The 26920-nt window shown below is 34.2% G+C and carries 28 protein-coding genes; 21 read left to right on the top strand and 7 right to left on the bottom strand.

Annotated elements, in window-relative coordinates; genetic code table 11:
- The first annotated feature begins 10 nt into the window (after nt 1-10).
- The 16 genes from IE155_RS02860 to IE155_RS02785 all read left to right on the top strand — a co-directional run bounded on the left by IE155_RS02860 (nt 11) and on the right by IE155_RS02785 (nt 15772).
- Nucleotides 11-499: a pilus assembly FimT family protein gene (locus tag IE155_RS02860; RefSeq protein WP_189376810.1), complete on the top strand. Its 489-nt coding sequence runs from the start codon at nt 11-13 to the stop codon at nt 497-499.
- An 18-nt stretch (nt 500-517) separates the two neighbouring features.
- Complete coding sequence (locus tag IE155_RS02855) at nt 518-958, top strand: prepilin-type N-terminal cleavage/methylation domain-containing protein (protein ID WP_189376598.1); 441 nt, start codon at nt 518-520, stop codon at nt 956-958.
- Nucleotides 921-1640 carry a type IV pilus modification PilV family protein gene (locus tag IE155_RS02850; protein ID WP_189376597.1) on the top strand — a complete coding sequence of 240 codons (720 nt, stop codon included), beginning with the start codon at nt 921-923 and terminating at the stop codon, nt 1638-1640. The genes IE155_RS02855 and IE155_RS02850 overlap by 38 nt, the downstream gene beginning before the upstream one ends.
- Nucleotides 1633-2514, top strand: coding sequence for a type II secretion system protein GspK (locus IE155_RS02845; RefSeq protein WP_189376596.1), 882 nt, complete (start codon nt 1633-1635; stop codon nt 2512-2514). The genes IE155_RS02850 and IE155_RS02845 overlap by 8 nt, the downstream gene beginning before the upstream one ends.
- Before the next feature lie 30 nt (nt 2515-2544).
- Nucleotides 2545-3723 (top strand): hypothetical protein, encoded by a 1179-nt coding sequence (locus IE155_RS02840; protein ID WP_189376595.1) that lies wholly within the window; start codon nt 2545-2547, stop codon nt 3721-3723.
- Nucleotides 3713-4255: a hypothetical protein gene (locus IE155_RS02835; RefSeq protein WP_189376594.1), complete on the top strand. Its 543-nt coding sequence runs from the start codon at nt 3713-3715 to the stop codon at nt 4253-4255. Before IE155_RS02840 ends, IE155_RS02835 begins: the two co-directional genes overlap by 11 nt.
- Nucleotides 4252-4734, top strand: coding sequence for a hypothetical protein (locus tag IE155_RS02830; protein ID WP_189376593.1), 483 nt, complete (start codon nt 4252-4254; stop codon nt 4732-4734). Before IE155_RS02835 ends, IE155_RS02830 begins: the two co-directional genes overlap by 4 nt.
- Before the next feature lies 1 nt (nt 4735).
- Nucleotides 4736-6799, top strand: coding sequence for a secretin GspD/PilQ domain-containing protein (locus tag IE155_RS02825; RefSeq protein ID WP_189376592.1), 2064 nt, complete (start codon nt 4736-4738; stop codon nt 6797-6799).
- Between the two features lie 74 nt (nt 6800-6873).
- Nucleotides 6874-8115 (top strand): colanic acid biosynthesis pyruvyl transferase WcaK, encoded by a 1242-nt coding sequence (gene wcaK / locus IE155_RS02820; protein ID WP_229816988.1) that lies wholly within the window; start codon nt 6874-6876, stop codon nt 8113-8115.
- Nucleotides 8116-8117: 2 nt separating this feature from the next.
- Nucleotides 8118-9347, top strand: a complete 1230-nt coding sequence (locus IE155_RS02815; protein ID WP_189376590.1) for a glycosyltransferase — start codon at nt 8118-8120, stop codon at nt 9345-9347.
- Entirely contained in the window at nt 9337-10635 is a 1299-nt protein-coding gene (locus tag IE155_RS02810) for an oligosaccharide flippase family protein (RefSeq protein ID WP_189376589.1), read from the top strand. Before IE155_RS02815 ends, IE155_RS02810 begins: the two co-directional genes overlap by 11 nt.
- Before the next feature lie 27 nt (nt 10636-10662).
- Nucleotides 10663-11769, top strand: coding sequence for a glycosyltransferase (locus IE155_RS02805; RefSeq protein WP_189376588.1), 1107 nt, complete (start codon nt 10663-10665; stop codon nt 11767-11769).
- A gap of 12 nt (nt 11770-11781) precedes the next feature.
- Nucleotides 11782-12654, top strand: coding sequence for a glycosyltransferase (locus IE155_RS02800; RefSeq protein ID WP_189376587.1), 873 nt, complete (start codon nt 11782-11784; stop codon nt 12652-12654).
- Between the two features lie 14 nt (nt 12655-12668).
- The gene (locus tag IE155_RS02795; RefSeq protein WP_189376586.1) at nt 12669-13448 is read left to right on the top strand and encodes a glycosyltransferase family 2 protein; all 780 of its coding nucleotides are present in this window, start codon (nt 12669-12671) and stop codon (nt 13446-13448) included.
- Nucleotides 13449-13547: 99 nt separating this feature from the next.
- Nucleotides 13548-14465, top strand: a complete 918-nt coding sequence (locus tag IE155_RS02790) for a Wzz/FepE/Etk N-terminal domain-containing protein (protein WP_189376585.1) — start codon at nt 13548-13550, stop codon at nt 14463-14465.
- 5 nt (nt 14466-14470) lie between these two features.
- Complete coding sequence (locus tag IE155_RS02785) at nt 14471-15772, top strand: hypothetical protein (RefSeq protein WP_189376584.1); 1302 nt, start codon at nt 14471-14473, stop codon at nt 15770-15772.
- A gap of 40 nt (nt 15773-15812) precedes the next feature.
- On the opposite strand, the gene IE155_RS02780 is transcribed toward IE155_RS02785, so the two are convergent.
- The 3 genes from IE155_RS02780 to IE155_RS02770 form a co-directional block, all read right to left on the bottom strand.
- On the bottom strand, nt 15813-16607 hold the full coding sequence (locus tag IE155_RS02780) for a glycosyltransferase (RefSeq protein WP_189376583.1): 795 nt from the start codon (nt 16605-16607) through the stop codon (nt 15813-15815).
- A 212-nt stretch (nt 16608-16819) separates the two neighbouring features.
- Nucleotides 16820-18160, bottom strand: coding sequence for a BNR-4 repeat-containing protein (locus IE155_RS02775; protein ID WP_189376582.1), 1341 nt, complete (start codon nt 18158-18160; stop codon nt 16820-16822).
- Between the two features lie 116 nt (nt 18161-18276).
- Complete coding sequence (locus IE155_RS02770) at nt 18277-18573, bottom strand: DUF6170 family protein (RefSeq protein ID WP_189376581.1); 297 nt, start codon at nt 18571-18573, stop codon at nt 18277-18279.
- Between the two features lie 178 nt (nt 18574-18751).
- Here IE155_RS02770 and ribH point away from each other — a divergent pair, with 178 nt between their 5' ends.
- The 5 genes from ribH to IE155_RS02745 all read left to right on the top strand — a co-directional run bounded on the left by ribH (nt 18752) and on the right by IE155_RS02745 (nt 22463).
- Nucleotides 18752-19216, top strand: a complete 465-nt coding sequence (gene ribH, locus IE155_RS02765) for a 6,7-dimethyl-8-ribityllumazine synthase (RefSeq protein WP_189376580.1) — start codon at nt 18752-18754, stop codon at nt 19214-19216.
- A gap of 33 nt (nt 19217-19249) precedes the next feature.
- Nucleotides 19250-19666 carry a transcription antitermination factor NusB gene (nusB, locus tag IE155_RS02760; RefSeq protein ID WP_189376579.1) on the top strand — a complete coding sequence of 139 codons (417 nt, stop codon included), beginning with the start codon at nt 19250-19252 and terminating at the stop codon, nt 19664-19666.
- Nucleotides 19667-19807: 141 nt separating this feature from the next.
- Nucleotides 19808-20776 (top strand): thiamine-phosphate kinase, encoded by a 969-nt coding sequence (thiL, locus tag IE155_RS02755; protein ID WP_189376578.1) that lies wholly within the window; start codon nt 19808-19810, stop codon nt 20774-20776.
- Nucleotides 20769-21275: a phosphatidylglycerophosphatase A family protein gene (locus tag IE155_RS02750; RefSeq protein ID WP_189376577.1), complete on the top strand. Its 507-nt coding sequence runs from the start codon at nt 20769-20771 to the stop codon at nt 21273-21275. Before thiL ends, IE155_RS02750 begins: the two co-directional genes overlap by 8 nt.
- A gap of 21 nt (nt 21276-21296) precedes the next feature.
- On the top strand, nt 21297-22463 hold the full coding sequence (locus IE155_RS02745; RefSeq protein WP_189376576.1) for a nucleotide sugar dehydrogenase: 1167 nt from the start codon (nt 21297-21299) through the stop codon (nt 22461-22463).
- 71 nt (nt 22464-22534) lie between these two features.
- Here IE155_RS02745 and serA read toward each other — a convergent pair whose 3' ends face one another.
- From serA to IE155_RS02725, 4 genes are all read right to left on the bottom strand, one after another.
- A complete protein-coding gene (gene serA / locus IE155_RS02740) occupies nt 22535-23770 on the bottom strand; it encodes a phosphoglycerate dehydrogenase (protein ID WP_189376575.1) in 1236 nt (411 codons plus the stop codon).
- A 91-nt stretch (nt 23771-23861) separates the two neighbouring features.
- Nucleotides 23862-24518 carry a ribose-5-phosphate isomerase RpiA gene (rpiA, locus tag IE155_RS02735; protein ID WP_189376574.1) on the bottom strand — a complete coding sequence of 219 codons (657 nt, stop codon included), beginning with the start codon at nt 24516-24518 and terminating at the stop codon, nt 23862-23864.
- A 79-nt stretch (nt 24519-24597) separates the two neighbouring features.
- Nucleotides 24598-25221, bottom strand: coding sequence for a 5-formyltetrahydrofolate cyclo-ligase (locus IE155_RS02730; protein WP_189376573.1), 624 nt, complete (start codon nt 25219-25221; stop codon nt 24598-24600).
- A gap of 114 nt (nt 25222-25335) precedes the next feature.
- Nucleotides 25336-26865, bottom strand: a complete 1530-nt coding sequence (locus IE155_RS02725) for a peptide MFS transporter (RefSeq protein ID WP_189376572.1) — start codon at nt 26863-26865, stop codon at nt 25336-25338.
- Between the last annotated feature and the right edge of the window lie 55 nt (nt 26866-26920).

Here is a 26920-nt window from a genome sequence, read left to right as displayed (position 1 = left end):
TTTGAACAATATGGTCAAAAGCCATGGCTTTACTTTGATTGAGTTATTAGTAGTGCTAGTAATTATGGGGTTAAGCGCTAGTGTAGTTGCACCTGATATGTTTAAAATGTTGGAACGAGTGCAAAAGCGTGAAGAGCAGATGACTATTAGTGCCACGCTTAAACTGATTAAAGAAAAAAGCTTTTTCTCGTCTAATGGTTATTTTATTACGTTTATAGATAACCAATTTTCCGTATACGAGTATTTAGCTGAGCAGCGTTTATATTCTAATAAAGAGTTAGCATTAATGTGTAACTCGGATAAAGACCTAGAAGAACAAAGTGCTGATGAAGAGCCCGAGGCTGAGAAAAACTGTAGAAAATTGAAAGAAATCTATAGTCGATTTTATACATTTGAAGAGCTTTCTTTTTTTATCAGCGGAGGGAAAATTAATGAGCATCAATTTATTAAGTTTTTTGAAAATAGCTCTATACCAAGTGTGACGTTAGAAATTGATTAAGAAAATTGGTGTGTAATTTTGTTAAATTCTCCTTCAAAAATTAAGGGAATGACGCTTATAGAAGTGTTGGTTGCCTCTATTATTTTATTTATTGCTATTGGTACAGTTTCTGGGGTTCAACGAGTATTAACGCATTATCAACAATTAAATCAACTAGATTATGTTTTATTGTTAAATCAACAGTCATTTTTTGATTATATCGAATACTCTCTTGAGCAAAAAATATACTCTGGAGAGTATAAAATTGGAGAGTATGTAATTGCTTGGCAGAGTACTTTAGAGCAGGAAAGTGCAGTAATAAATAGTTTTGATCCTGAGCTAGATGCAAATAATCAGTATGCATCTTCAAGCACTATTAAACTATTAAGTGTTAATTACTATTTTATGAGTTTACCGGATAAAACCTTTGAGATTAAACAAGTTGTTACAGAAAACATCCAAGCGACAGCAGGGTTTTAGTTTATTAGAGACAATTATTGCTTCATTAATCTTTGCGGCTATTTTGGCTATAGCATCGTTAGCATTCAAGTTTTTTATTACTAACAGTACAAAGACATCAATAAGCGACGAAATATTAAATGAAACCGCTATGTTGATTAATATACGTAATGCAATTAAAGGAACGGAGCATTACTTTCTTCCTTTAAAGAAACAGCAACTAATAGGTTCGAAGCTGTTCTTTAATGGGACTGATAACTCTTTTACGGGAATTACTGCACGTTCATTAGGCTTTCAAAGTCGACCAACACAATACAGAGTATTTGTTCAAACCAATGAAGATGATCAAAAATCATTACTTTATTGTGAGTATGACATGAAACAAAGCTACCCTTTATTAACAAGAAATGATAATTGTAGCTTTACAGCGACGATTGCCGATTCTATCGACGATGTTTCTTTTAGCTATTTTGGCTATGAATCGATAAATGATCTATTCGGTATTAGCAGTTTAGGTGTTGAGAAAAAAAAGCGTTGGAAAACAGATTGGAATGGAGAGAATGCTAAAATATTGCCGCAATATATCCAGGTTCGTATTGAGTATAAAGAAAAGGTCGCCGTATATAAGCCTGAACAGATGTGGTTTAGAATACCAGATGCTGATCCTGTACATTTAGCTGAAAACAGTTCAAATCATGAATAATTTAAGTCGATTTAATGGAGCTGCATTAATTATAGTTCTACTAATTTCAATTGCTCTTGCTAGTGTATCAGCATTATTAATTGTGAAAACAAAAGCTCATACATCACGCATTAAAATTGCTAAAAACTTTTTGCAAGCAGAACGAAATGTTATCTCTGATTTAAGTCGTTTTATCTTTGAAGTTCACAGTACTCCGTATTTTATTATGGGAGATAGTGTAGTGGCCCCACCATTTACCTCCTCATTACCTAAAACGGCAAATTTATTTGGCCGTCCATTTGAATTTGGAGATTCTGTACTTCAGGTACAAGATGGCGGGGGATTGTTATACTTGATCCCATTTAACAAGGTTAGAATTACAAATTACTTGAGTCTCCAAAAATGGCCGGCTGATCAAATAAGAAACTTTTTAGATGGTTATGCTGATTGGGTCGATAAGGACGATTTTACTCACTTGAACGGTGCAGAGAGCCGAGAGTATCAAGTAGAGGGTTTTCCATTTAATAATAAACTTCAATCAAAAAAAGAACTCGCATTATTGATAAATGTCGAGCAGAAATTATTACAATCATTGGTTAATGATGAGAACGTCATACTGTATAATCCAGGAAGAGATAATTATGATTATTCGCCAGAGAGTTTACTATCGTTAAATATCCAAGCACATGAAGTAAATAAATTTTCTGAAGCTAGGGATAATTGGTTAACGACTAATGCCATTAATCCTATTGAGAATTATTCTAGTCTTTATTGGATTATTAACGTTACAAGTAGCTATGGTGATGCTAAATCAAGTAGAATGTTTCACTTAATACGACGTTTTGGTGATACTAGACCGTTTATTGTTAATAATTGGCAAGAGCGTGTTAATTAAAGTGATTGTGTATGCAAATATTAGGTCTATATGTTAAAAAGTAATATGATGATTTTTGGGGCGAATGGAATAAGTAGTTTCAATGCGAATTCCAGCCTTAAAGTTGAAGATGATGGTCGGTTAAGCTTTATATCGTCGTGGCAAAACTACTTTGTGTCTAGAGAACAGTATTGGGAGCAAGTTATAAGCTACCCTACTGCTAATGTTATTGAATTATATAAAATAATTCAGGCCGAAGTTGATATTATTTCTCCTATAAAAGGCACGACCCAAGCGTATATTATTAATATTGACTCTGATAACTCTACTGTACTTTACTGTTGTTATAATGAAGCGTTTATGCAGCAAGTAAATAAGCTTGGTTTATGGCGACTTACACCTATTTCACTACCATTTTATCGCCAGTACAATAACAAGCCGAGTTTATTATATTTAAATATTCCTTTTTATAGAGTTAATAGTATTTCTGACAAGGTTGATATACATAGTTGCACTCAACCTAAGGAGTCTTTATTACTTCAAATTTCTGAAAGTAGTATGTCATCTTTACCTTGTTCAACTGATGATGAAAATCAATTTTTAAACATGAAAGGTGAAGAGGCACGTAGGCTTGATGAATTGGAAGTTAATGATGCACTCAAGAAGCCAAGTTTATTAAAATACACGGACTTAATTAACCCATTAATTAAATATTTTTTTCATTTAAAAGCGCGCTGGGGTAGCAGTGCTAAGTACGTTCTAATTTTTATTGTTTGTGTGTTTTTAAGTTTTAACCTTGGCTGGTCTGCCTTTTTAATATGGCAAAATAATTATTTTACAAATAAAGTTGAAGAGCAACGAGAAGAAGCGAATAGAGCTGTAAATGTTGTTAATAAATTAAATACGTTAAAGGCGGATATATTAAAAATAAATAATGAGATTTCTCAAACCAGCTCCAAAGCGTTGCTTTTAGCTAAACTAAATAATCTGAAGGAAGCAGATGATTCACTCATTATTCAAAGCGTAGAAATATATAAAAATGACGTTAAGATCAGTGGAGTAAGTGCTAATGCGACAGGCGTGTTATCTATACTAATTAAATTAAATGAATTTGAAAATATAAAATTCATTTCCCCCCCCTCCAGCCGTGGTAAAGATAAAGAATTCTTTAATATTTCTTTTGAATACAGAGCTAATGGTAAAATCGTGGGCGAAAACAATGAAGCATAAAAATTTAGCAATAGGAATGCTTAGTTTATTGATATTTATTAAATTTTTCTATTTACCTTGGGATGATTGGGTTGAATCTGTTGAACTCGAAAATGAAAGGTTATCTTTAATGAACAATAAACAAAGGAAGGCCATAGATAATGAACAACTGGCATTAAAAAACCTTGAAATACATAAAGATAACCTTCAAGAGTTTTCAGGTGATTTACCTAACCTAAACAGTGAACAAAAAATTAATTTATATTGGTTGAACCTTGCTTCGGAGATAAAAAATAAAGGATTAAAAGTATATAATCAAAATGTTGAATTCATATCACCAGTTTCAAACTCTCTTGGGGTTGTAACAGGGACGCTATCTATTTCTGGAAATGCAAATAAGGTTATAGAGTCAGTCATTCAGCTAGAGATGAAAAGTCCTTCTTTGTTTATTGGTGAAATTAAATTAAGTAAGCCTTCTATTAACTCAAACTCTGAGTTGGTGGCTCAAATGATAGTTGGTCATTGGTATAAATTTGAGGGGGAAGGTAATTGATTTTTGCTAATAAACGTGTGTTGCTTGCTATCATAACAGGATCTATGGCAGGTGTTGTATTACTGCTAATATATTTAGTTATTCAATTTATGACTTCAGTACAAGTCAATGAAAGCGCCTTTGATACATTAGCGGTAAAACAGGCGCCATACGAGATTATTGAAACTGAAATTACAGAGTCAGTGTTGACTTTATTTGGTATAGAGATGGTTAACAATGAGGATGAAAATTCTGGAGGGGATTTAATTCCAGAATTACCTGAACATGTGGTCAAAATTCTTGCAACATCAAATATTTCTGGAGTTATTAATGTATTACTTGAAGTTACAGCTGATGGTAAGACTATTCAGGCAGATGCAGAAGCAGGAGTTTCTATTAACGGCTTACTAGTCAAGCAGATAGAAAGTAAGCGTATTGTAATTGAAAAAGATAGTAAAGAATTTATTGTTAGACTTTTTCATAAAAAAAAGCTGAATTAAGATGAATATATTGAACCAAAAAAATGTTATGAAAGTATTACCGATAAGTGTGTTGTGTTGTGTTCTTGCATCGTGTTCTTCCAATCCTGAATTAGAAAAAAAACAAACGTTAGTAAAGCCTAATACTCTAACGCTGGATAAAGGTATTTTAGGAAAAAGAGCGGCTGAGTATATAAATGAAGATTTGAATGTTACTGATGATAACACCGCAGAATTAAAGCAATTTTCAAGTACTGTGATAGATAGTGTTGGCGGCCTTTCTAAGTTAGAAAAGCTTGGCAAAGAAGCACCAATTTTTGATGATGAAGAGCCTATAGAAGTTAGTGTTGATAACATGAGTTTGAACGATTTTATTCATTATATTTTTGATGAATTATTAAGTCTTAATTATGTTATTTCCACTCAGGCAGAAGTGGATGATAAAGATGTTTCGCTTAATCTATCTGAGCCTATTTCTAAGTCAGTTATATATTCAACTGCTGAGCAGCTTTTATCAGAAAATGATCTGGCTATTTTACGTAAAAATGACATTTTATATATTCAAAAGAAAGATAAAAATAAGCGATATAAAACAAATGAAGTTGGGATCGGGAGTCATGAAACTGATATACCTGATACTGTAGATAAGATCGTTCAAATAATTCCATATACTTACACTAATAGTCGAAGTTTATCGAGTGTTATCCAAAAGCTGACTAATATAAAAATACAGTTAGACTCTAACCGAAAATTCGCCATTGTTGAAGGCTCTCGACAAGAGGTGTTAGACGTAATGCAAGTGGTTAATATGTTGGATGTTCCAAGCTCATCGAGTAAAGAAATTCGTTTAATTGATCTTGCTTATATATCACCTGATAGTCTTGTTGAAAAATTAAGCGAACTACTTGAAAGTGATGGATACCAAGTTGGTGATAATCAAGATGTTGCTTTTATTACAATGCCCCGATTAGGCGCTTTAGTTGTTTATGCTGTTAGCATTGAGGTGATTCAAAGGGTTGAGCACTGGAGTAGAACTCTAGATGTTGCCGTTGCTGGTAATGAAGCCCAGTTTTACATTTTTCGGCCACAATATAATAAAGCCACTGATATCCAATCCTCATTAGGACCATTAATTAGCTCTATTTTGGGCACTGATTCGTCTGAAATTTCAGCTAAAGGAGCCAATCGAAAAGGTAACGATAGTGAAAATGCTGAAAAACCAAGAGCTTCGTCATCAACAATGTCAGTTGATGAAGGTCAAAATGCGTTAATTTTCTATACTACAGCCGATAAATACAGAAAAATACTGCAATTATTGGAACAATTAGATAAGTTGCCTGGACAAGTAATTTTGGACATTGTCATTGCGGAAGTTACTTTAACTGATAATGTTTCTTCAGGTATAGATTGGTTTTACGACTCAAGTGGCCAAGATGGGGTTTCTGCTGCAGTAACAAGAGGCTTAACAGGTGACTTTAAAAGTGCTGGAGAATTAGTTTTGGCTGGCTTTGACGGTGATTGGCGAGTAGCCATTAGTTTGTTAGCTTCAAAATCTGATGTACGAGTTTTGGCTAAACCTTTCTTAATTGTTAAAGATGGTGAGAGTGCTACGATTAATGCTGGCGATCAGATACCAACGCTTACTCAGACAAGTACTAGTGATACTGATAGAGTAACCAATGCTGTTCAGTACGTTAGTACAGGGATAAGTGTCTCAGTCACACCAACTATCAATGCTAAAGGCTTGATTAATTTAACTGTATCTATGTCGAGTAGTTCATCTTCTCCAACGACGTTAACACCAGTTATTACCAATAGAGCAATTACCACTAACATTTTTAGTTCTGATGGTCAGACGGTAGCTTTGGGGGGGTTAATTAGTGAAAAACTCACCGATAATAATAACCATACTCCAATATTGGGAGACCTTCCAATAATCGGGAATTTATTCAAAAGAAAGCAAGATGATTATTCTAGATCTGAGTTAATTATGCTGATAACTACTAGAACAGTTAAGAAGATCAGTGAAATTGATGAGTTTAGAGATAAAATTCTTGAAACTTATAGTTTCCCTCTCTCTCAATAGAGATATATAGATATATTTGTGCTAAGTAGCGCTACATATTTTAATATGTAGCGCTTAGTTTTTTACGTGATTTGATGAATAAAATGAAAGTATTATTAGTTGGTAACCATACATGTGGTAATAGGGGCGATGCTGCTATTTTAAGAGGCTTGGTAAGTGAATTAAGAGCACAAGATCCGAGTATAGATATCGATATTATCTCTCGCTTTCCGGTGAGTTCATCTTATCTTTTAGGTGAAAAGGTTTATTCAGACACATTGGATGCATTTCATCGTAATCATCAAGGAATAAAAGGTCGAGTATTTAAGATTGCGCTTCCCTGGCTCTTACGAATGACATGTGCTGGATTGCCACTGTTTATATTGCCGAATCACTTTGTAAAGCATATAAAAAACTTACAAAAATATGATGCAATTATACAAGTAGGAGGTTCTTTTTTTGTCGACTTATATGGTGAAACTCAATTTGAACATGCATTAAGTGCATTATCTGCAGGTAAACCTATTTATTTATTAGGGCACTCTGTAGGTCCTTTTGAGAGAAAACGCTTCAAAAGTTTAGCGAAAATGGTATTTAACAATGTTAGCTTGCTTTCTTTAAGGGAGCGTGTAAGTTTAGCGCATTTAAAAGGTTTGTCGTGTGAAAACAGCGTAATTTCTCAAGGGGCAGATACAGCCTGGTTGGTGCCTAATTTAACGATTCCTTTGAAGAACCATTGGTATAAAAAACTCCAAGAAAAAAAGACTATTGCTATAACTGTGAGAAATTTAGCACCTTTTGATCGACGTTTAGGTATTAGCCAAGATAGCTATGAACATGCTATGTCTATGATGATAGAAGCGTTAATTCAAAAAGGTTATCGAGTTGCTTTATTCTCTACTTGTACAGGGATTGATAGTTATAATAGGGATGATCGAATGGTTGCATTAAACATAGCCGAAAAAATAGATAATTCCACAGAGTGTATAGTTATTATGGATGAATTAAACGATATCGAATTAGGGCAATGCCTCTCTGAGTGTATTTTGACAATAGGAACTCGATTACACAGTGCTATAATTTCTATGAACTTTAATACACCAGCCATTGCCTTAAATTATGAACATAAATCAAAAGGGATCATGGCTCAATTAGGAGTGCCTGACTGCTCGAGTGATTTAACTGAATTAGTTGATGGTTCGTTAACAAGTAAAGCGTTTGATTTACTTAAAAAAATTGAAGTGTGTGAATTTGATATATCAAGCCCAGTTGAAAATGAAAGACAAAGAGCCAAAACGATGATTAGTCAGTTTTTACAAAATTTTGAGCGGTCATAAAAATGAAGGTTGCATTTTTCCTCAGTAAGTTTCCTGTGTCTTCAGAGACTTTTGTACTTAATCAAATCAATGGTTTAATTTCATTAGGAGTAGATGTAAATATTTGGGCTTTAAATAAAGGAAATTTAAACCCTTTAGATCCTTTGGTAAGTCAATATGATTTGCTTAATAAAACAACCTATTTATTTGAAGAAAGGATAGGTGATGCAAAGTCTAAAAAATTTATTAAGCGTTTCATAAGTGCTAGTAAGCTACTTGTAAATGTCCGATTAATATCTAAGTTATTTAAAAAGAGATACAAAAATAGCAATAAAGGCTTAATGTTGCCTGCTGTTATTTCTCGAATTAAAGGGCAATTAGTCGCTGATGTTGTGATTGCTCACTTTGGCCCAATAGGCGTTTTTGCTCAAAACTTACAAAGCCTAGGTAAACTTGACGGCAAGATAATGACAGTTTTTCATGGTTACGATATTTCGATGAAAAGTGTACTTGAGCAGTACAAGTTTGACTATCAAAAGTTATTCGATGAAAGTGCCGCAGTGTTACCTATAAGTAATTTATGGGCTGATAAACTTATCGCAATGGGATGCCCTGAAAATAAAGTCTTTGTTAATCGCATGGGAATTAATTTAACAGACTTTAGTTTTAAACAAGGTGGGACATCATCCACACTAAAATTAGTGAGTGTAGCTAGACTTATTGAAAAAAAAGGTCTTTTTGATGCAATTACAGCAATGAGTTTGTTAAAAAATGCCCAAATAGACTTCAGCTATAAAATTATCGGTGATGGTCCTTTAGAAGAACAATTGAAAAACTATATTCTTGACTTAGGGCTTGAAGATTGTGTTGACTTAGTTGGTTTTTTACCACAAGAAAAAGTTAGAGAAGTGCTAAAAGAGACTGATATCTTTTTATTACCATCGATAACGGCAGAAAATGGTGATATGGAGGGCATACCTGTTGCGCTAATGGAGTCTATGGCTATGGGAATTATAACGGTTTCTACTTACCATAGCGGCATACCTGAATTGATAGAAAATGAAGTGTCTGGATTTTTGGTATCTGAAGGGGCCCCAAAACAGTTAGCAAAGACATTAATTAGTATCTCTCAAGAAATATTTGATCTAGAGATTATTCGTAGTAATGCATCTAGTGTTATTCAAAATAAATTTAATCAACAATTATTATATCAAGAACTTAAAAGCATAATAGAAAAGGTTCATGGCAGTTAAAAAAGAAGTAATTTGGCTAATTAGCTCAACATCACTAAACATAACTTCGGTTTTTTTAGTTTTCATATTTTTAGCTCAATTAGGTGGCCAAGAGCTTGTTGGTGAATTAGCAATTATTAATATTGTACTGTCATTTACACTTTTGCTGCAGGACTCGGGTCTTTCAAATTACTTTATTCATCGACAGAATTTAACTCGTAGTGAAAGGTCTTCATTATTTTTTATTAATGTTTTACTCGGTTTAATAGCTACAATATTAGTGTTTTTTTTGTCTGGATGGGTAGGTGATTTCTATCATTCTGAAAATATAGCTAGGTGTTTAAGTATTGTAGCTTTTAATTTTATTTTCATCAGTCTAACGTCTCAATATCAAGCGCATTTCATTAAAAATTTAGAAAATACGAAGTTAGCAAAAATAGAAATAGTGACGAAGTTGTCGATATTGATTTGTATGATTGGATTATACTACTTAGGACATCCTCCTTTGGATAGTTATATCTGGGCTGTTTTATTTTCCACAGCATTTAAATGGATATTGATTTTGTATCTTGTGCCAAAAGAGTGGCATCCCCGTTTAACTTTTGATAGAAGAATTTTATCGCCGGCACTGTCTTTTGGTGGTTATCAAATGGCTTCCCAAGTATTAAATCAACTGAGAGGAAGGCTAGATCAAATTGTAATAGGTAAATGGCTTGGAACTGATGCATTGGGTCTTTATACCATTGCGAAAGAGTTAGTATTGCAGCCAAACAAGTTAATTTCTCCACTTATTTCTCGAATTATTTTACCTCGACTTGCTAAAAACCAGGGTAAAGATGATGAATTTTCAGTAGTTTTTAGTAATTCAAATAATTATATTCTGATTTTTAATACAATCATCTTTGTATTGATGACAGTGTGTTTATATTTCCTAATACCAATTTTATATGGTGATGATTTTTCAAATGCATTTGATCTATTTTTAATCATGGTGGTTATTGGTATGGTGAGGCCCTTAGGAAGTATTTTTGGAGCACTTGCACAATCTAGGGGGCAGAGTAAAATTGAGTTTAAATGGAATATTCTTTCTTTTGTTGTAGTCTCTAGCTTTATGTTTATCGCTACTTTCTTTAAAGATATTATGACTTATGCGGCTTTAATGTCTGCGGCGCAAGTTATTCTGTCCTCGTATGCTGTCTTCTTTTTTTCTAGGAACTTAATTCAGTTAGATTATCGAGCTCATTTACTGAGAATCGGCGGTATTATATCCGTGTTTTTATTATTGCAAATTGTGTTTTTTAATTGGTAATTTAGCACAATTGATAGAGTATTACTTATGAAAGCAAGAGTACTAGTTGTTGGCCCTTTATCTTCCGGGCACATTCAAAAATGGGTTAAACCCCTGGTAAACGAATTTGATTTTATTTTTTTTACTTTACATCGTTCAGAAAACGATAAAGTTTTAGAGGGAATGCCTATAATTTCTTTCCCAAGAATCACCGGTACTCGAATAGATTTTTTATTGGCGGTTCCGTTTTTAATTTATACCATTTTGAAATATTCACCCAATTTACTACATGCGCACTTTCTTTCGTCTTACGGTCTAATGGTCAGTGTGTGCGATTTTAAAAACATCCCCAAAATATTATCAACATGGGGAACAGATGTTAATGGCAAGGCGCAAACGAATAAACTACTGAGGTATTTTTTAAAGCGGACGGCTTCAAGTTACAACATTATTAATGCTCCGGCACATCATATTAAAGAAAAATTACAAGCTTTAGGTTTTAATGGGAATAATATAGAAGTATTTCAATATGGGATTAACCTGACAGAATACCCTGTTAAAGACTGTTCACAGGAACAATCGGGTCAAACTGTATTTTTGTCTATTAGAAATTGGGATGATTTATATAATATTAAATCAGTATTATTCGCATTTAGCATGTTTAGCCAAGAAAGCAAAAATAAAGCTACACTAAGGCTTATCGGTAAAGGCGATCTCAAAACAAAAGCGGCCATTGAAAGTTTAGTCAAAACACTTGATTTTGGTGAAAATGATGTTGATATTATTGGGTTTGTAGATAACAAAAGCTTGAAAAAACTGTTATTAGCGTCTGATTTTGTGGTGAGTATTCCTTCTATTGACGGCACACCGCTTTCAGTTTTAGAAAGTATATATGTAGGTTTAATACCAATAGTTTCAGATATAGATGCCAATAGAGAATGGTTTTGTGACAAAACGGCTATATTTGTTGATCAAGCAGAGGTTTCTTCTATTGCTAAAGGCTTTCATCGCGGGGTTGAACTTTTAGCTAAGTCATCTATTCAACCTATGATTATTGAGAATAGAAATAAGGTTATTGAAAAGGCTTGCTATAATACTAATACAAATCGATTAAAATTCCTTTATAATTACCTACTTACTAAGAAAAATGTTTAGGGGTAATTAGTCATGGACTCCATTCCGTTAGTCAGTGTCTATATTGCGACACACAATAGGGTTAATTTGCTGAAAAGGGCACTGAATTCAGTATTGGCTCAAACATATAAAAATATTGAAATTATAGTTGCTGATGACGGTTCTAAAGATGAAACGAGTCAAGTGATTCAAGAATATATCAAAGACCATAAAATAGTTTATGTAAAGAATGAAAAGCCAAAAGGGGCTTGTAGTGCAAGGAATTTAGCTATTAATATCGCTCAAGGCGAGTATATTACGGGTTTAGATGATGATGATGAGTTTTTACCGGACAGGGTTGCGCATTTAGTTAAATTATTTGAACAAGGTCAATACTCTTGTGTTGCTTCACCTTATGCTGAATTTACTTCCAATGGTTTAATAGAAAGAACGTTAGATGATGGAGATATTTCATTACAAAAATTATTACACTCAAATGTTATTGGAAATCAAATTTTAACCAAAACAACTTATTTAAGAGATATCAATGGTTTTGATCCTCAAATGCCTGCTTTTCAGGACTATGATACATGGGTTAGATTAGTAGCAGCATATGGTCCAGCCTACAAGTCTTCGACAATTACGTATATTTGGTATACCGATCATGAAGAGAATAGAATTAGCAAAAGTATGTCGAAACGACAGATTGCATTAAAGCGTTTTATAGGAAAGCATGATACCTATATGACCATGAGACACAAGGATAGTATGTTGATACTCTCGAAAAAAATTAAAAATGAAGCTTATTCTTTGAGTGAGTTTATTGAATTAACAAATAAGGATAATTTTAAAATGTCACTGTCTTACTTTGTAAATACTAACATGTCTTGGCTTAAGCATGCATTTGATAAAATAAGATTTAAGTAGGCTTTTTAAATAAAATGATGAATAAAGATTTAGTTTCAATTATTACACCTACCTATAATTCGATGAGTTATATCGAAGACACGTATGAAAGCATAAAGAACCAACAGTACGAACAATGGGAGTGGTTAATTACAGATGATTGCTCTATTGACGATACTTGGGAATATTTACAAGATATAGCTAAAGACGATGATAGAATCAAAATCTTTCAAAATAAGACTAACAGTGGAGCTGCAATTTCACGAAATAACTCTATTAGTCATGCGAATGGAGATTTTATAGCTTTTTTAGATAGTGATGATATTTGGCTACCTGAAAAGTTAGTAAAACACCTTGAATTTATGAATAAAAATTCACTTGATTTATCATTTACTAGTTATTATTTGATTGATGAAAGTGGGGCTTCTTTAAACCGAATAGTGGATGCGAATTGCAGTGGGGGGTATTCGTATCAAGATATGCTTAAAAAGAGAGCGACGATGGGGTGCTGTACCGTTATAGTAAGAACGTCTGCTTTTAATGATTTATCGATGCCTTTAGTATGGGCAGGTCAAGACTATGCTTTATGGTTAAAACTATTAAAAACAGGGGCTAACGCAGTTATTTTTAATAAACCGTTAAGTAAATATAGAATTGTATCAAATTCATTATCTCGTAATAAATATAAAAAAGCGTTAAGAATTTGGCATATCTATAGAAATGTTGAGCGATTAAATTTATTTAAAGCTAGTATTGTTTTTTGCCATTATGCTATCAAAGCTTTTTTAAAGCTCAATGAACATAGAGTTGAGTAGTTAATACTAAGTAAGTTAAGCGTTAGTGTAGCTAATGTTTATATAAATAATGATATAATTTCACAAATAATTTTTAAAACACTTGATTAGGTAAGTAGAATGTCGACCACAACGTCTGATGAAATATCTTTAACTGAAGTTTGGGCTGAAGTTTTCCGTCGCAAAATATTCATTATTGTTTCTGGTTTTTTATGCGCCGCCATTGGTGTTGTTATCGCCTTAAGTTTACCTAATATGTATACAGCAAAAGTGCTAACTGTACCTAAAATGGAGGAGTCAGGTGGTTTAGGCTCTCTTACAAATGGTTTAGGCGGTCTTGCTGGTATGGCGGGAATTAAATTAGGCAGTTCTAGTGGGCCAGATAAAACTCAAGTTGCATTAGAAGTGTTAAAGTCTCAACGCTTTATCAATCAATTTGTTGAAAAGCATAACTTGGTTGTACCTCTGATGGTATCTAAAGCTAGTCATCCGGTATCTTTCGAATTGATTTATGATGAAGATAAATATGATAGACAAACTAACAAATGGCTTAGAGAAGTAAAACCACCTAAAACAGTTGAACCAACTCCACAAGAAATTTATGAAAGATTTTTAGATATTTTTGAGGTAAATCACGATCCTAAAAGCGGCTTTGTTGATTTATCTATCGAATTTTACTCGCCGAAAATTGCAGTTAAGTGGCTAGAGTGGTTGATTGAAGATATTAATGAAGAAATGAGACAAGAGGATATTGCCGAAGCTCAAGCCAGTATTGATTATTTAAATGATGCATTAGCTAAAGTGACTAATACCAGTATGCAAACCTCTTTTTATCAGCTAATAGAAGATCAAACTAAGATACTTATGCTAGCGAATTCAAATAAAGAATATATTTTAAAAACTATTTCGCCAGCAATGATACCTGAGAAAAGATCTAAGCCTAGCCGAGTGCTTATTGTTATTGCTGGTGGTGTGATTGGTGGTTTTTTATCAGTGCTATGGGTATTAATTCGCTTTTTTAAGCGTAGCTATAGTTAACTTTTATGCAAATTTCTAAAAACTCACTCATTATTTTATGGTGTGGTTTTTTATTATTTTCAAGCGTTTTCGCATTTAAATTGCCAGGTATTGGTAATTCATCCTATTGGAGCTTAGTGTTAATTCTAGGCTCCTTATTTTTTGTTAATGACTCTTTTACTCAAGTAAAGTTGTTATTAAAACAAAAAATATTTTACGCTCCTTTATCTATTTTACTATTCGCTACTCTAACTGCCTTTTTATGGCCTATATTCCATCAAACATATGACATAACTATGGTAAAAACATGGGTGAACAATATATTTTCTTATGTCGCAATGTCAATTCTTGCATGTATTGTGGTGAGTGCAGGTGCGCAGTATAAAAAATTTTTTAAAATTGTGTTTATCATTTTACTAGTACAAGCGGTAATTGTTTGGCTAATGATGGCGATAACTCCTTTACGTGATGTTATTCAAGAGTTAACGAAAGATGCTTCAACTATGGCTAGAATGGAAGGATATGGTGGTGCTAGGGGACTTGGCCTAACGAGCTTTGCAGCTTTTAGTTTTAGCACACTGATGGGGGCACTTGGCTTGTATATGAATTATTATTTTGCTGAGTTTAGAAAAAATAAGTCATTAATGATAAAAGTAGTGATCTTTTTTATCACTATTATTGCAGGAATATCCGCGGGGCGTTCTGCAATTGCAGGCTTTGTTTTTGGATTAGCTTTTTACTATTTTACCATCGGTCTTCGTCATTATTTTACTGGCGCGATTAGAGTTTTCTTTTATTGTTTAATACTTATTGCCCCTTTAATTCTTTATATAATGTCGGTACCTGAATTAAAAGAGGTGGTTACTAGTTATTACCAATATGCTTTTCAGTTTATTCATAAGTATTTTTATGACGGTTACGTTGGTCGTTCTTCGTTAGATACTCTAAAAACTATGTATTTTCCACTAACCGACCTACAAGTTTTATTGGGTGATGGGCAGTATACCGGATCAGATGGTTCATATTATTTGCATACTGACCCTGGTTATATGCGCTTTACTTTATTGTTTGGTATCTTCCCAAGTTTAGTTATCTACTTTGGTTTTTTGTGGGTGATGTTTAATTATTATGTCATCAATAAACCATATATGAAGAATATTGGTGTATTAATACTCGCCTTAGTCGGTTTGTCATTTATTTATCATTATAAAGGTGAGCTGATTATGTTTAATATTTCGTATATGAAGCTGATTTATTTTATTTTTGTTGGTTGTACGCTGTTGTCAATTAAGCAGAGATTAAATATAGGTCAGAATAAAAATAACTAACTTCTTAACTTTTTATGATAGGTCATTAAAAGCCACGACTTTATTTATAAGAGGAGTAACCACGGAAATAGCCTTTATAAAGAGCGCTAATATACGATAATTTCTTTTCAGTTATTAGGTATCGTAGTGTCCATCTGATGAGCAATAATATCCCTACTATTTTGAAGCGAGACGCGGTCGCGCCTCTAATTTCAAAAATTTCATTATTTGCTAATACTCGATTTTCAAATATACAAGTGTGTCGAACAAAAACTTTATCAACAAAGGTAAACCTAGCGCCATGTTCCCAGGCATCAATTAAGAAGTTATTTTCTTCATTACATTGATATTTTGTACCTAAGCCAATATTTTCGTTAAAAGTTAATTGCTTGTTTTTAATAAAGGTTAAGTTGGCGATAACTTCGATAGAGCTTATTTGCAGTAAATTGAGTTTTGATGGTTTTTTTACGGATTTATATTGTTTGAATGTTTTATCGTGCCATTCAATACAGCCGATTTGTGCGCGATAAAAGTCGGCATTACCTGCATTAATTATCGCAAGTACTGCTTCAATGTCATTATTGGTTAATAGCACGTCATCATCTAAAAACCAAATAAAGTCAGAATGGGCATACATAATCGCGGCATTCCTGCTTTTACTTAGGCCTATGTTATCTAAAACAATAACATTTACCGATGTATTATCGATAAGATTATGAGTATCAAATTGTGGTTTTTGTATTATTACAATAATATTGACATTGTGGGGGATCGATAAGGAGGACAAATTGTCTAGTAAGGAGTAAAAGCGCTCTCCGATACATGAAAATGCAAGTGTTAATGTTTTATCTGCCATGTAATTTTTTCATCATAAAAAACGCAAGTGATTATGGCCGACACTTTAACGTAATTATACTTACTCGTCTAATGCTTGGGTATAATAAACTGGCCACAATTTCTTCTTTAAAAGATCGGTATAAGTTTTATCTTGTCGTTCTTGAATTACAATACACTATGATTAATTAGGAATTCATCCTTAATCATAGTGAATAATGCTATTAAACTAGATCAATACTCTTGGATTATTAAATGTGATTCATTTTGAGTGGACTCAAATAAATTCATATAGAGTACGATAGTATCCTCAATTTGTTCTGTAGATAATCTAATGTCTTCCGCAGTGCTATTTAAAATTTGAGTTGTTTTCCATTGTTCTTCTGTTATTTTTCTACTTGCGGTGAAAACGCCTTTTTCTTTTAAGGCATAAAATACATTAATGATATTATTGCGCATCTCAATACTTAATGTAGCGAAAGATTCTGTATTTTTATCGATAATTTGTTCAGGCGAAAGCCATTGATTATTATGCCATCTGGTCATCATAATCTTTGACGTATTATTAGTCATACTTCGATAAATAACACAAGGCATACAATAATCTTCGCTTATCAATAAACGCGCTGATTGAATGTAATTTTCGTTACTTAATGTCGCATTTGAAGGCTCAAAAGTGATTTCTGGATAGCTTTTTATTGTATCTAAACTTATAGGAGGGGTGAGGAGAGTATTATCTACTGAAGTGAAAACTTTGTTGATAATATCATATTGAAGATAACTCCCTTGAAAGCGTCTATCGCTTGTTTTATCAATTGACCACTCCCACAATATATGTGCAATGTTATTTTCATCAATGTATAAATCGTTAGGATAAATGGGAGCATTAAACTGATTCTTTTCGAAGGTATTGGCTGCAAAAGAATCAATTAAATGCCATTTTTTTATAATATTGTTCCAATGAAATAGTTTACCAGAGCCTAAAAACTGTTCCTGCTCTGATTTTGATGTAATATTTGGTAAATCTCTTAATAAAAGGTATATATCTCCATTAGGTGCTGTTTTAGCTATGGGATAAGTAAAGCGACCAAGGTTTTTAAAGTCATCCTTTATATTAAGGTCAGCAGTCTTGTCATCCGCCCTAAAGTAGCAACAACCATCAGACTCACCGTGCATACCAGCCCAAATATGTATAGCCCCATCACCATCAATAGCTATTGTGGGTTGTCGGTGCCCTACATCATCACATCCTGTCCAATATTTTTTGTTGTTTAAAGCTGTTTTGTATTGCCAGTTGGTATTATCACTCTGGTAAGCAAGGGTTAACATATGGTTGTTTTTGTCTTTACAATTAGCGTCATATTCACCCTGAGAATTAAAAGCTATGTATATGTAATCATTATGACTCGATATAGGCTTCCACCAACCCGCTCTGTTCGAGCTATCTGCGAGGAAAGTGGTATTAACTTCAGTTTCTTCTAGAATAGGTGAGGGTAGAGGTGCTAATTTTTCTGAATTTATATTACAACCAATAAGTAATAAGAAGCATAAATAAAGTATAGGTATAAATTTCATAAGGAATAATGTCGTAATTTTTATTTTTATTAGAGTCAAAATGTAACATATATATTGACAAAATAAATAACCTTGATTTTACTTTTTAAACAAAAGTCTAATTTAAGGGGTAAGGTTTAGTTTTTTTTATCTGATTTCTCAATTAAATATTTATTTAAAAAACTGAACTTTATAGGTAAAAAAATAATAAAATAACTTAACAAGGAAAGTATGCCAAAAATGATAGAAAATAATACTTTCTGATTAGCTATATAAAAAAATGCTGGAATGAGCATGCATAATTTAAGTAAATTTAATGTAAGTTTTTCTGGTACAGTCAATTTTGTTTGTGCTTTATGGAGTTTTTCGGCACGTTCACGCAGTGTTAATCCTGATAAAGCTGGTATTTGTTTGGTAGAAAAAATAAATTTCATTGTTACCCAAGAGATATAAAAATAATGATGTGAATGTTAATGAAAAAAACAGAGTTAAGCTAGATGTTACTTTAACGGCTTTTCATTCAATGGTAAGGAAGATATTCGATAAACCAGTACCTAATTGATCTGTTTTTTGTTAGAATCGCGACAATTTTTTAATTGTAGGTTTTATTTCATGAACGTAATCGAAGGTTCTTTTGTTGCATCAGGTAAAAAGTTTGCCATTGTTGTCTCTCGTTTCAATCACTTTATTGTTGATAGTCTATTAGCCGGTGCGGTAGATACTCTTAAGCGTCATGGCGATGTTGCGGAAAGTGATATTACCGTAATTAAAGTGCCTGGCGCTTATGAATTACCTTTAGTGGCTAAAAAAGCGGCTAAAAGTGGCAAGTTTGATGCGATTATCGCTATTGGAGCGGTGATTCGTGGCGGCACACCACATTTTGATTTTGTTGCTGGCGAATGTAATAAAGGCTTAGCGCAAGTGTGTTTAGAGTCTGAAATTCCTGTATCTTTTGGTGTTATAACTACTGATTCTATTGAGCAAGCAATTGAGCGTGCGGGAACTAAAGCGGGTAATAAAGGCGGAGAAGCAGCTTTAGGTGCATTAGAAATGGTTAATGTAATGGCGCAATTATAAAACATTTGCTATTAAGTTTATTTGGAGCTATTTGTGAAACCAACCCCTAGAAGAAAAGCGCGCGAATTAGCGGTTCAAGCCGTATATTCATGGCAGATGAGTAATAATTCAGTAACAGATGTTGAAGTACATTTTTTAACTGAAAATGCGAAACGACGTTTCGATATCGAATATTTTCAACAGTTATTTCGTGGTGTAACGTCTCGCGTTGAAGAATTAGATGCGGAAATTTTACCTCATGTTGACCGTCCAATAGATGAAATAGATCATATTGAAAAAGCCATCATACGTGTAGGCGTTTTTGAATTAATAGAGTGTCTTGATGTGCCTTATCGTGTGGTTATTAATGAAGCTATTGAACTTGCAAAGCTTTTTGCTGCTGATGATAGTCATAAGTTTGTTAATGGTGTGCTCGATAAAACAGTTAAGCGAATCCGCCCACAAGAATAAACAATATTATATTAAAGTTGAACTAAATAAGGCGTAACTTTTGAGTGCGCCTTTTGTTTTTAAGGATGAACAGTTGTCTTATTAAAAAATTAACCTGCTTTGAGTTGATCTAATTTAAGATAATTAGCGATATAAGTTACTATGAAAGAGTTTGAGTTAATAAAAAAATACTTCACAGAACAAGCGGTGAAGCGTAAAGATGTATTAATTGGGGTAGGCGATGATTGCGCAATTGTCACTCCCTCTGAAAAACAAAATATTGCAATAGCAACCGATACCTTGGTTGCAGGGGTTCATTTTCCGGTAAATACATCTCCGCGTGCGATTGGGCATAAAGCCGTAGCTGTTAATTTATCTGACCTTGCTGCTGTAGGTGCTGAGCCAAGTTGGGTATCCGTAGCTATTACGTTACCTGAGATAGATGAAGAATGGATTGACGAATTTTGTAAAGGTTTGTTTGAGCTTTGCGAATATTATAATGTTCAAGTCATTGGTGGTGACACTACGCAAGGCCCATTGAGTATAACGATCACAGCTCAAGGTTTAGTGCCTGCCGGCCAAGAAATGCTAAGAACAGGGGCAAAATCGGGTGACTGGATTTATGTGACTGGTGAATTGGGTGATGCTGCACTTGCCTTAAGTCATATTTTGGGTAAAGAGACACTTGAGCAAGCTATTTTTGAAAAAGTTAAGCAAAGACTAGACTACCCCACACCAAGGGTACTTGCAGGACAAGCATTAAGAAATTATGCGTCTTCTGCTATTGATTTATCAGACGGCTTAATGGCTGATCTTAGTCATATTTGTGGTGCTTCGGGACTTGGTGCTAATATTGTGCTAGAAAAACTTCCCTTGTCTGATTCACTTGTTGAAGCGCTGGGAGAAGAAAAAGCGATTGAAACCGCATTAGCAGGTGGTGATGATTACGAGTTGTTATTTTCGGTATCGGAAGATAATAAAGTGGGCTTGGAAACGGCACTAGGTCATACTGGGGTTAAGTTCACTTGTATAGGTCAATTTAATCCAAGTGAAAAAATAACTACAACTTTAAATAGTAAACCTACCGCAATTAATGTGAAAGGTTTTGAGCACTTCGCGACAAATGACTAATCCAGAAACAAAGAAAGAAGCTGTTGAAGCTAATCATAGGGTTAATTTTAATCTGTATGACCCTATTCAATTTTTAGCATTAGGGTTCGGTAGCGGTTTATCACCCAAAGCCCCTGGCACCTTTGGTACCTTGATTGCTATTCCTTTATTTTACTTTATGGCAGAACTTTCAGTAAATGTTTACGCCTTCATTGTTTTTCTGATGGCTGTGTCAGGCGTTTATATTTGCGGTAAAGCTGCTAAAGATATGGGGGTTCATGATCATCCCGCGATTGTTTGGGATGAAATTGTTGGCTACTTAATTACTATGTTTATGATCCCATGGACTTGGCATTCTGTTTTATTGGGTTTTGTACTATTTCGAATTTTTGACATTTTTAAACCTTGGCCAATTTCCTATTTAGATAAAAATTGTCATGGTGGTTTCGGTATTATGATCGATGATATTGCTGCTGGGTTTGCTTCCTTTTTGTGTATGCATTTAATTTATTCAGTATAAATTTATAAAAAAGAGTTTTTAATGAAAATTACAGTTGTTGGTACGGGTTATGTAGGGTTGTCAAACGCTTTATTATTAGCACAGCATAATGATGTTATTGCACTAGATATAATGTCTGAACGTGTTGATATGATTAATCAAAGGGTTTCTCCTATTCATGATGTTGAAATTGAAAAGTTTTTGTCCAATAAGGATATTAATATTCTGGCGACATTAGATAAAGAGTTAGCATATAAGAATGCTGAATTTGTTATAATTGCAACGCCTACAGACTATGATCCTGATACAGATTATTTTAATACAAGCTCTGTTGAAGCCGTCATAGATGATGTGTTATCTATCAATAAAGAAGCGGTGATGATTATAAAATCAACTGTCCCTGTTGGCTTCACTCGTAGCATGAAAGAAAAACATCAAACAGAAAAGCTCATTTTTTCCCCAGAATTTTTACGTGAGGGTAAGGCTCTTTATGATAATTTATACCCTTCACGTATTATTGTCGGCGCTAATTGCGAAAAGGCCAAACAGTTCGCTCAATTATTATCACAAGGGGCCATTAAAAAAGACATTGCTATATTATTTGCTCGCTCCACAGAAGCGGAAGCTACTAAACTATTTGCTAATACGTATTTGGCCATGCGAGTTGCTTATTTTAATGAATTAGATACGTATGCTGAGTCTCATGGCTTAGACAGTCGACAAATCATTGAAGGCGTGAGTTTAGACCCTCGTATTGGCAACCATTATAACAATCCTTCGTTTGGTTATGGCGGTTATTGCTTACCTAAAGACACCAAGCAACTGTTGGCTAACTACCAAGATGTACCAAACAGTATGATCAAAGCTATTGTTGAAGCCAATAAAACCCGTAAAGATTTTATTGCAGACTCTATTATCAAGAAAGCGCCTAAAATTGTAGGGATCTATCGTTTAATAATGAAAGCTGGCTCTGATAATTTTAGGGCTTCTTCTATCCAAGGAGTAATGAAACGAGTGCAAGATAAGGGAATTGAGGTTGTTATTTATGAGCCTGAGTTAACTGCTGATTCTTATAATAATGCGCGTGTTATTTCTGATTTAGAGGAATTTAAAGCTATGTCAGACGTTATTGTGTCTAATCGCATGACTGACATGTTAGATGACGTGTCTGATAAGGTATATACACGCGATCTATTTGGCAGCGATTAAGGGCATATTGTTGGTCTAAAGACCAACCTACATAAATAAATAGATTGTAGGTTGGTATTTGTGCCGGAAAATTAATGTAATATTCTTGCTTTGATTGTGCCTGGAATTAGTTTTAATTGACGTAATGCTAACTCACTATCTTCTGCTTCAATATCAATAACGACATAACCAATATTGGCATCAGTTTGTAGGTACTGTGCAGCAATGTTAATGTTGTGCTCGGCAAATGCTTGGTTAATTTTAGTTAACACGCCAGGCTGATTCTGATGAATATGAAGTAATCGACTGGTACCAATATGACTTGGTAAAGAAACCTCAGGGAAGTTTACCGCAGATAATGTTGAACCATTATCGGAGTACTTAGCAAGCTTACTGGCAACTTCTAATCCAATGTTTTCTTGGGCTTCTTTAGTGCTACCACCTATATGAGGTGTCAAAATAACATTATCAAATGCGCGTAAAGGTGATATAAACTCTTCATCGTTGCCTGTTGGTTCTACTGGGAATACGTCAATTGCTGCTCCTGAAACCTTTTTACTTTCCAATGCTTCAGCAAGTGCATCAATATCAACTACTGTACCTCGTGAGGCGTTAATAAAAATAACACCATCCTTCATTGCTTCAAACTCAGCAGCACCCATCATATTTTGTGTTTGAGAGGTTTCAGGAACATGTAAACTAATAACATCAGACTCTTGAAGTAATGCGGTAAGTGTTGATGTTTGGCTTGCATTTCCTAAAGGTAACTTGGTTTCAATATCATAAAAGCGCACTTTCATACCGATAGTTTCTGCTAATATGCCAACTTGCATACCAATATGACCGTAACCTACAATACCAAGCGTTTTCCCTCTGGCTTCAACTGAGCCAACAGCTGATTTATTCCAGATACCGCGATGAGCTTGGGCACTTTTTTCTGGAATCCCACGGAATAATAATAATAATTCACCAATCACTAACTCTGCTACGGAGCGAGTATTTGAAAATGGGGCATTAAAGACTGGAATTCCACGTTTTTGTGCGGCAGTAATATTAACTTGGTTAGTACCAATACAGAAACAGCCGATAGCGACTAGTTTTTTAGCGTGGCTAAGTACTTTTTCCGTTAATTGGGTACGAGAACGAAGACCGATAAAGTGAACATTAGCAATTTTTTTAATGAGTTCATCTTCATCTAACGACGTCTTAATGTACTCAATATTGGTGTAGCCTTTGGATTTTAATTCTTCCAATGCGCTCTGATGAACACCTTCTAATAATAGAATTTTAATTTTTTCTTTTGCTAAAGAGTTATTGGTATTGCTCATGATTAACGTTCTCTAAGTTATTTTCTTTTAGATGGCTAGATATCTAAAACTACTATAGTAAATTAGCATATAGTGCATAAACTCTAAAGCGTTATTTTACGATTTTAGCGCCTTTATCCGTACCGACAATTAAAATGTCTGCGCCTCTATGTGCAAATAGGCCATTTGTGACCACGCCTACTAACGCATTAATGTCGGTTTCAAGTTGTTTAGGATTAATTATATCTAAGTTATATACATCAAGAATTACATTACCATTATCGGTAACTACACCTTGACGATACATAGGATCTCCCCCTAACTTAACTAATTCGCGGCCAATATAGCTACGTGCCATAGGAATGACTTCCACCGGTAAAGGAAAGTTACCTAATACTTGAACTTGCTTGCTTTCATCAGCGATACAGATAAACGTTTTTGCAACTGCAGCCACTATTTTTTCTCTGGTTAATGCCGCACCACCGCCCTTGATCATGTGCATTTGTTCGTTGATCTCGTCTGCACCATCAATATAAACATCGATAGTATCAACATTATTTAAATCAAATACTTCAATACCTATAGCTTTTAGGCGTTTGCTTGATTCTTCGGAGCTGGAAACTGCACCTTTAATGTCATCTTTTTTAGCGGCTAAGGCGTCTATAAAGTGATTCACCGTAGAACCTGTGCCCACGCCAACAATAGTGTCATTTTTTACAAATTCTAGCGCTTTTATTGCAGCTAATTTCTTCATTTCATCTTGTGTCATTGGATAATCTCATTAGGATCTATGGATGCAGTATAGCAAGCTAGGCTCAGCAGTGTCATTGCATTTGTCTATGTCAAAGTTACTTATGCAAACTAAAAGTAAAATGCTGAGTCGGTGTGATAATTTCGGGTAATGGAATATCCCAAGACTGGGTTGGAATATCCTCTACCTTTTGACAATCGTGAGCAATCCCAATAGGTCGAGGTGTTGCATGAGGATTAGTGCGATAATCTTGATACCACTTAGCCAGAGTTCTATCATAAAACCCTCCGCCCATGCCTATGCGATTACCTTTTGTGTCAAAAGCCACCAGAGGTGTAAATATAATGTCGAGATTTTGCGCGGGTATAATATTCTGTATATTTAGTTTAGGCTCTAAAATGCCATATTTATTAGTTTGCATTACGCTATCTTGGTGATAGTGTAAAAACAGCAGGTGACCTTTACTGAAAGGGTGAATAACAGGTAAGTAAGTCGTAATACCTTGTTTCCAACACCACTTGATAACCAACTCTGTTTCTAATTCCCCATCATTGCTGAGATAAATAGCAATGTTTTTAACTTTGTTTATTAGGAGACGTTGAGCGAGTTGCTCTAGTAACAATTGGCTTGCTTTAACTTGTTCTGGGGCTGTTAATTGTTGCCTGCGTTGGCGTATGGTTTTTCTAAGTTGATTAGGAGAGATTAATGTTGAGTTACTCAAAGACTTGCCTAAGCGCTAGTATAATTTCAAATAGGAATGATAATTTAACCAAAAAAAAAGCAGTGAACAAGTTATAGTTCACTGCTTTAAGTTTAATACTAATGTATTTTTTATTTACTGGATACTAGGTACTACATCTTCTGGTTTTATGTGCTTATCAGTTTTGTCATCTTGTAAGCTTTCCCAGATGCGGGTTTTAAAGCTGAATAATAAAATCATAATACCAATACCAATACTGAATAAACTAATTTGTAAGTACATTGATGGTAATTGCTCTATAGCATTAGGGTCAAAGTTACCCGCTAACAAGCCAGAGATAATATTACCGATAGAGTATGTTAATACGAATATTCCCATCATTTGACCGGCAAAACGGCGAGGAGAAAGTTTACTTATCGCACTTAATGCAACAGGGCTTAAACATAGTTCACCAACGGTATGTAAAAAGTAAGTAGCAACTAACCAGTAAGGTGCAACTTTCAAACCTGATGCTGCATATTGTGCTGCGAAAAACATTACGATAAAACCACTCGCCATTATGATTAAACCAACAGCACATTTTATGCCGTATGCAGGGCTTACAAAGCGTTTACCAAAGTTAATCCAAATTGCTGCAAAGAAAGGAGAAAGTGCAACGATGAATATTGAGTTTAATGATTGGAACCAGCCTGTTGGTATTTCAAAACTTCCTACTAAACGGTCTGTATAGTCACGAGTGAATAAATTTAAAGAAGAGCCGGCTTGTTCAAATCCAGACCAAAAACAGGCTGAAGCTATACAAACAAGTAATAGAGCCCCTAAGCGTCTTTTTTCATTAGGAGTTAAGTTACCTAACCAGAATATAGCTACGTAATATAATACAAATATAGCGGTGAAACTGATGGCTACATTTTCAGCAACTGAAACAGGGTTGATTTCTAAATTGCCTGACAGTGCCATAAAAGCTATTAGAGCAATAAGACTTAAAATACCCCCAATAACCATCCAGCTAATTTTTTCACCTTTTGGTGTTAATGGTGACTCAGGTTTAGCGCCGATTGAGTTTAAGTTACCGATAGTTCTTCTATATTGAATTAAACCAATAGCCATACCAACAGCTGCAGCACCAAAAGCCCAATGCCATCCTTGATACTCCATTAAGTAACCACAAACACCGTTACCAATTACAGAGCCAATATTAATACCCATATAATAAATAGCGTAACCACTATCACGGCGAACATCTTTATCACTATATAGTTGTCCAACAAGCGCACTGATATTCGGTTTTAATAATCCAGTCCCTAATACAACGAAAATCATGCCAATAAAAAAAGTTTTATCATTAGGAATGGCTAAAATAATATGGCCTATCATAATAATAATACCGCCATACCATACGGCTCGTTGCCCCCCTAATAATCGGTCAGATATCCAACCGCCAGGTAACCCCATAAAATATACACAACCTGTGTATAAACCATAAATGGCAGTAGCAGAAGCAACGGTTAGTGCTAAACCACCTTCTTGTAATGTTGCTGTCATGAATAATACTAATAGCATTCTCATGCCGTAGTAACTCATACGTTCCCACATTTCGGTAAAAAACAGGGTTTGTAGGCCTAATGGTTGACCAAAAAATGTTTTTTCGGTTTGTGTTGTCATAAACGATATCCTTCAGATTGCGTCATTATATTTATAATTATTTTATTTATATATT

Origin of the sequence: Thalassotalea profundi (genome assembly GCF_014653195.1) — a bacterium.
In the GTDB taxonomy this organism is placed as follows: Bacteria; Pseudomonadota; Gammaproteobacteria; order Enterobacterales; family Alteromonadaceae; genus Thalassotalea_B; species Thalassotalea_B profundi.
Note: the sequence above shows the minus strand (reverse complement) of the source record. Positions and strands in the feature narration are given on the sequence as shown.

Coding starts and splice junctions, on each gene's coding strand:
- IE155_RS02795 (WP_189376586.1), top strand. CDS start 12,669: ATGATGAATAAAGATTTAGTTTCAATTATTACACCTACCTATAATTCG.
- wcaK (WP_229816988.1), top strand. CDS start 6,874: ATGAATAAAATGAAAGTATTATTAGTTGGTAACCATACATGTGGTAAT.
- IE155_RS02745 (WP_189376576.1), top strand. CDS start 21,297: ATGAAAATTACAGTTGTTGGTACGGGTTATGTAGGGTTGTCAAACGCT.
- rpiA (WP_189376574.1), bottom strand. CDS start 24,518: ATGACACAAGATGAAATGAAGAAATTAGCTGCAATAAAAGCGCTAGAA.
- IE155_RS02805 (WP_189376588.1), top strand. CDS start 10,663: ATGAAAGCAAGAGTACTAGTTGTTGGCCCTTTATCTTCCGGGCACATT.
- IE155_RS02860 (WP_189376810.1), top strand. CDS start 11: ATGGTCAAAAGCCATGGCTTTACTTTGATTGAGTTATTAGTAGTGCTA.
- IE155_RS02835 (WP_189376594.1), top strand. CDS start 3,713: ATGAAGCATAAAAATTTAGCAATAGGAATGCTTAGTTTATTGATATTT.
- IE155_RS02800 (WP_189376587.1), top strand. CDS start 11,782: ATGGACTCCATTCCGTTAGTCAGTGTCTATATTGCGACACACAATAGG.
- IE155_RS02750 (WP_189376577.1), top strand. CDS start 20,769: ATGACTAATCCAGAAACAAAGAAAGAAGCTGTTGAAGCTAATCATAGG.
- IE155_RS02780 (WP_189376583.1), bottom strand. CDS start 16,607: ATGGCAGATAAAACATTAACACTTGCATTTTCATGTATCGGAGAGCGC.
- IE155_RS02815 (WP_189376590.1), top strand. CDS start 8,118: ATGAAGGTTGCATTTTTCCTCAGTAAGTTTCCTGTGTCTTCAGAGACT.
- serA (WP_189376575.1), bottom strand. CDS start 23,770: ATGAGCAATACCAATAACTCTTTAGCAAAAGAAAAAATTAAAATTCTA.
- IE155_RS02770 (WP_189376581.1), bottom strand. CDS start 18,573: ATGAAATTTATTTTTTCTACCAAACAAATACCAGCTTTATCAGGATTA.
- IE155_RS02725 (WP_189376572.1), bottom strand. CDS start 26,865: ATGACAACACAAACCGAAAAAACATTTTTTGGTCAACCATTAGGCCTA.
- IE155_RS02790 (WP_189376585.1), top strand. CDS start 13,548: ATGTCGACCACAACGTCTGATGAAATATCTTTAACTGAAGTTTGGGCT.
- IE155_RS02785 (WP_189376584.1), top strand. CDS start 14,471: ATGCAAATTTCTAAAAACTCACTCATTATTTTATGGTGTGGTTTTTTA.
- thiL (WP_189376578.1), top strand. CDS start 19,808: ATGAAAGAGTTTGAGTTAATAAAAAAATACTTCACAGAACAAGCGGTG.
- IE155_RS02775 (WP_189376582.1), bottom strand. CDS start 18,160: ATGAAATTTATACCTATACTTTATTTATGCTTCTTATTACTTATTGGT.
- IE155_RS02840 (WP_189376595.1), top strand. CDS start 2,545: ATGTTAAAAAGTAATATGATGATTTTTGGGGCGAATGGAATAAGTAGT.
- IE155_RS02845 (WP_189376596.1), top strand. CDS start 1,633: ATGAATAATTTAAGTCGATTTAATGGAGCTGCATTAATTATAGTTCTA.
- IE155_RS02825 (WP_189376592.1), top strand. CDS start 4,736: ATGAATATATTGAACCAAAAAAATGTTATGAAAGTATTACCGATAAGT.
- ribH (WP_189376580.1), top strand. CDS start 18,752: ATGAACGTAATCGAAGGTTCTTTTGTTGCATCAGGTAAAAAGTTTGCC.
- IE155_RS02810 (WP_189376589.1), top strand. CDS start 9,337: ATGGCAGTTAAAAAAGAAGTAATTTGGCTAATTAGCTCAACATCACTA.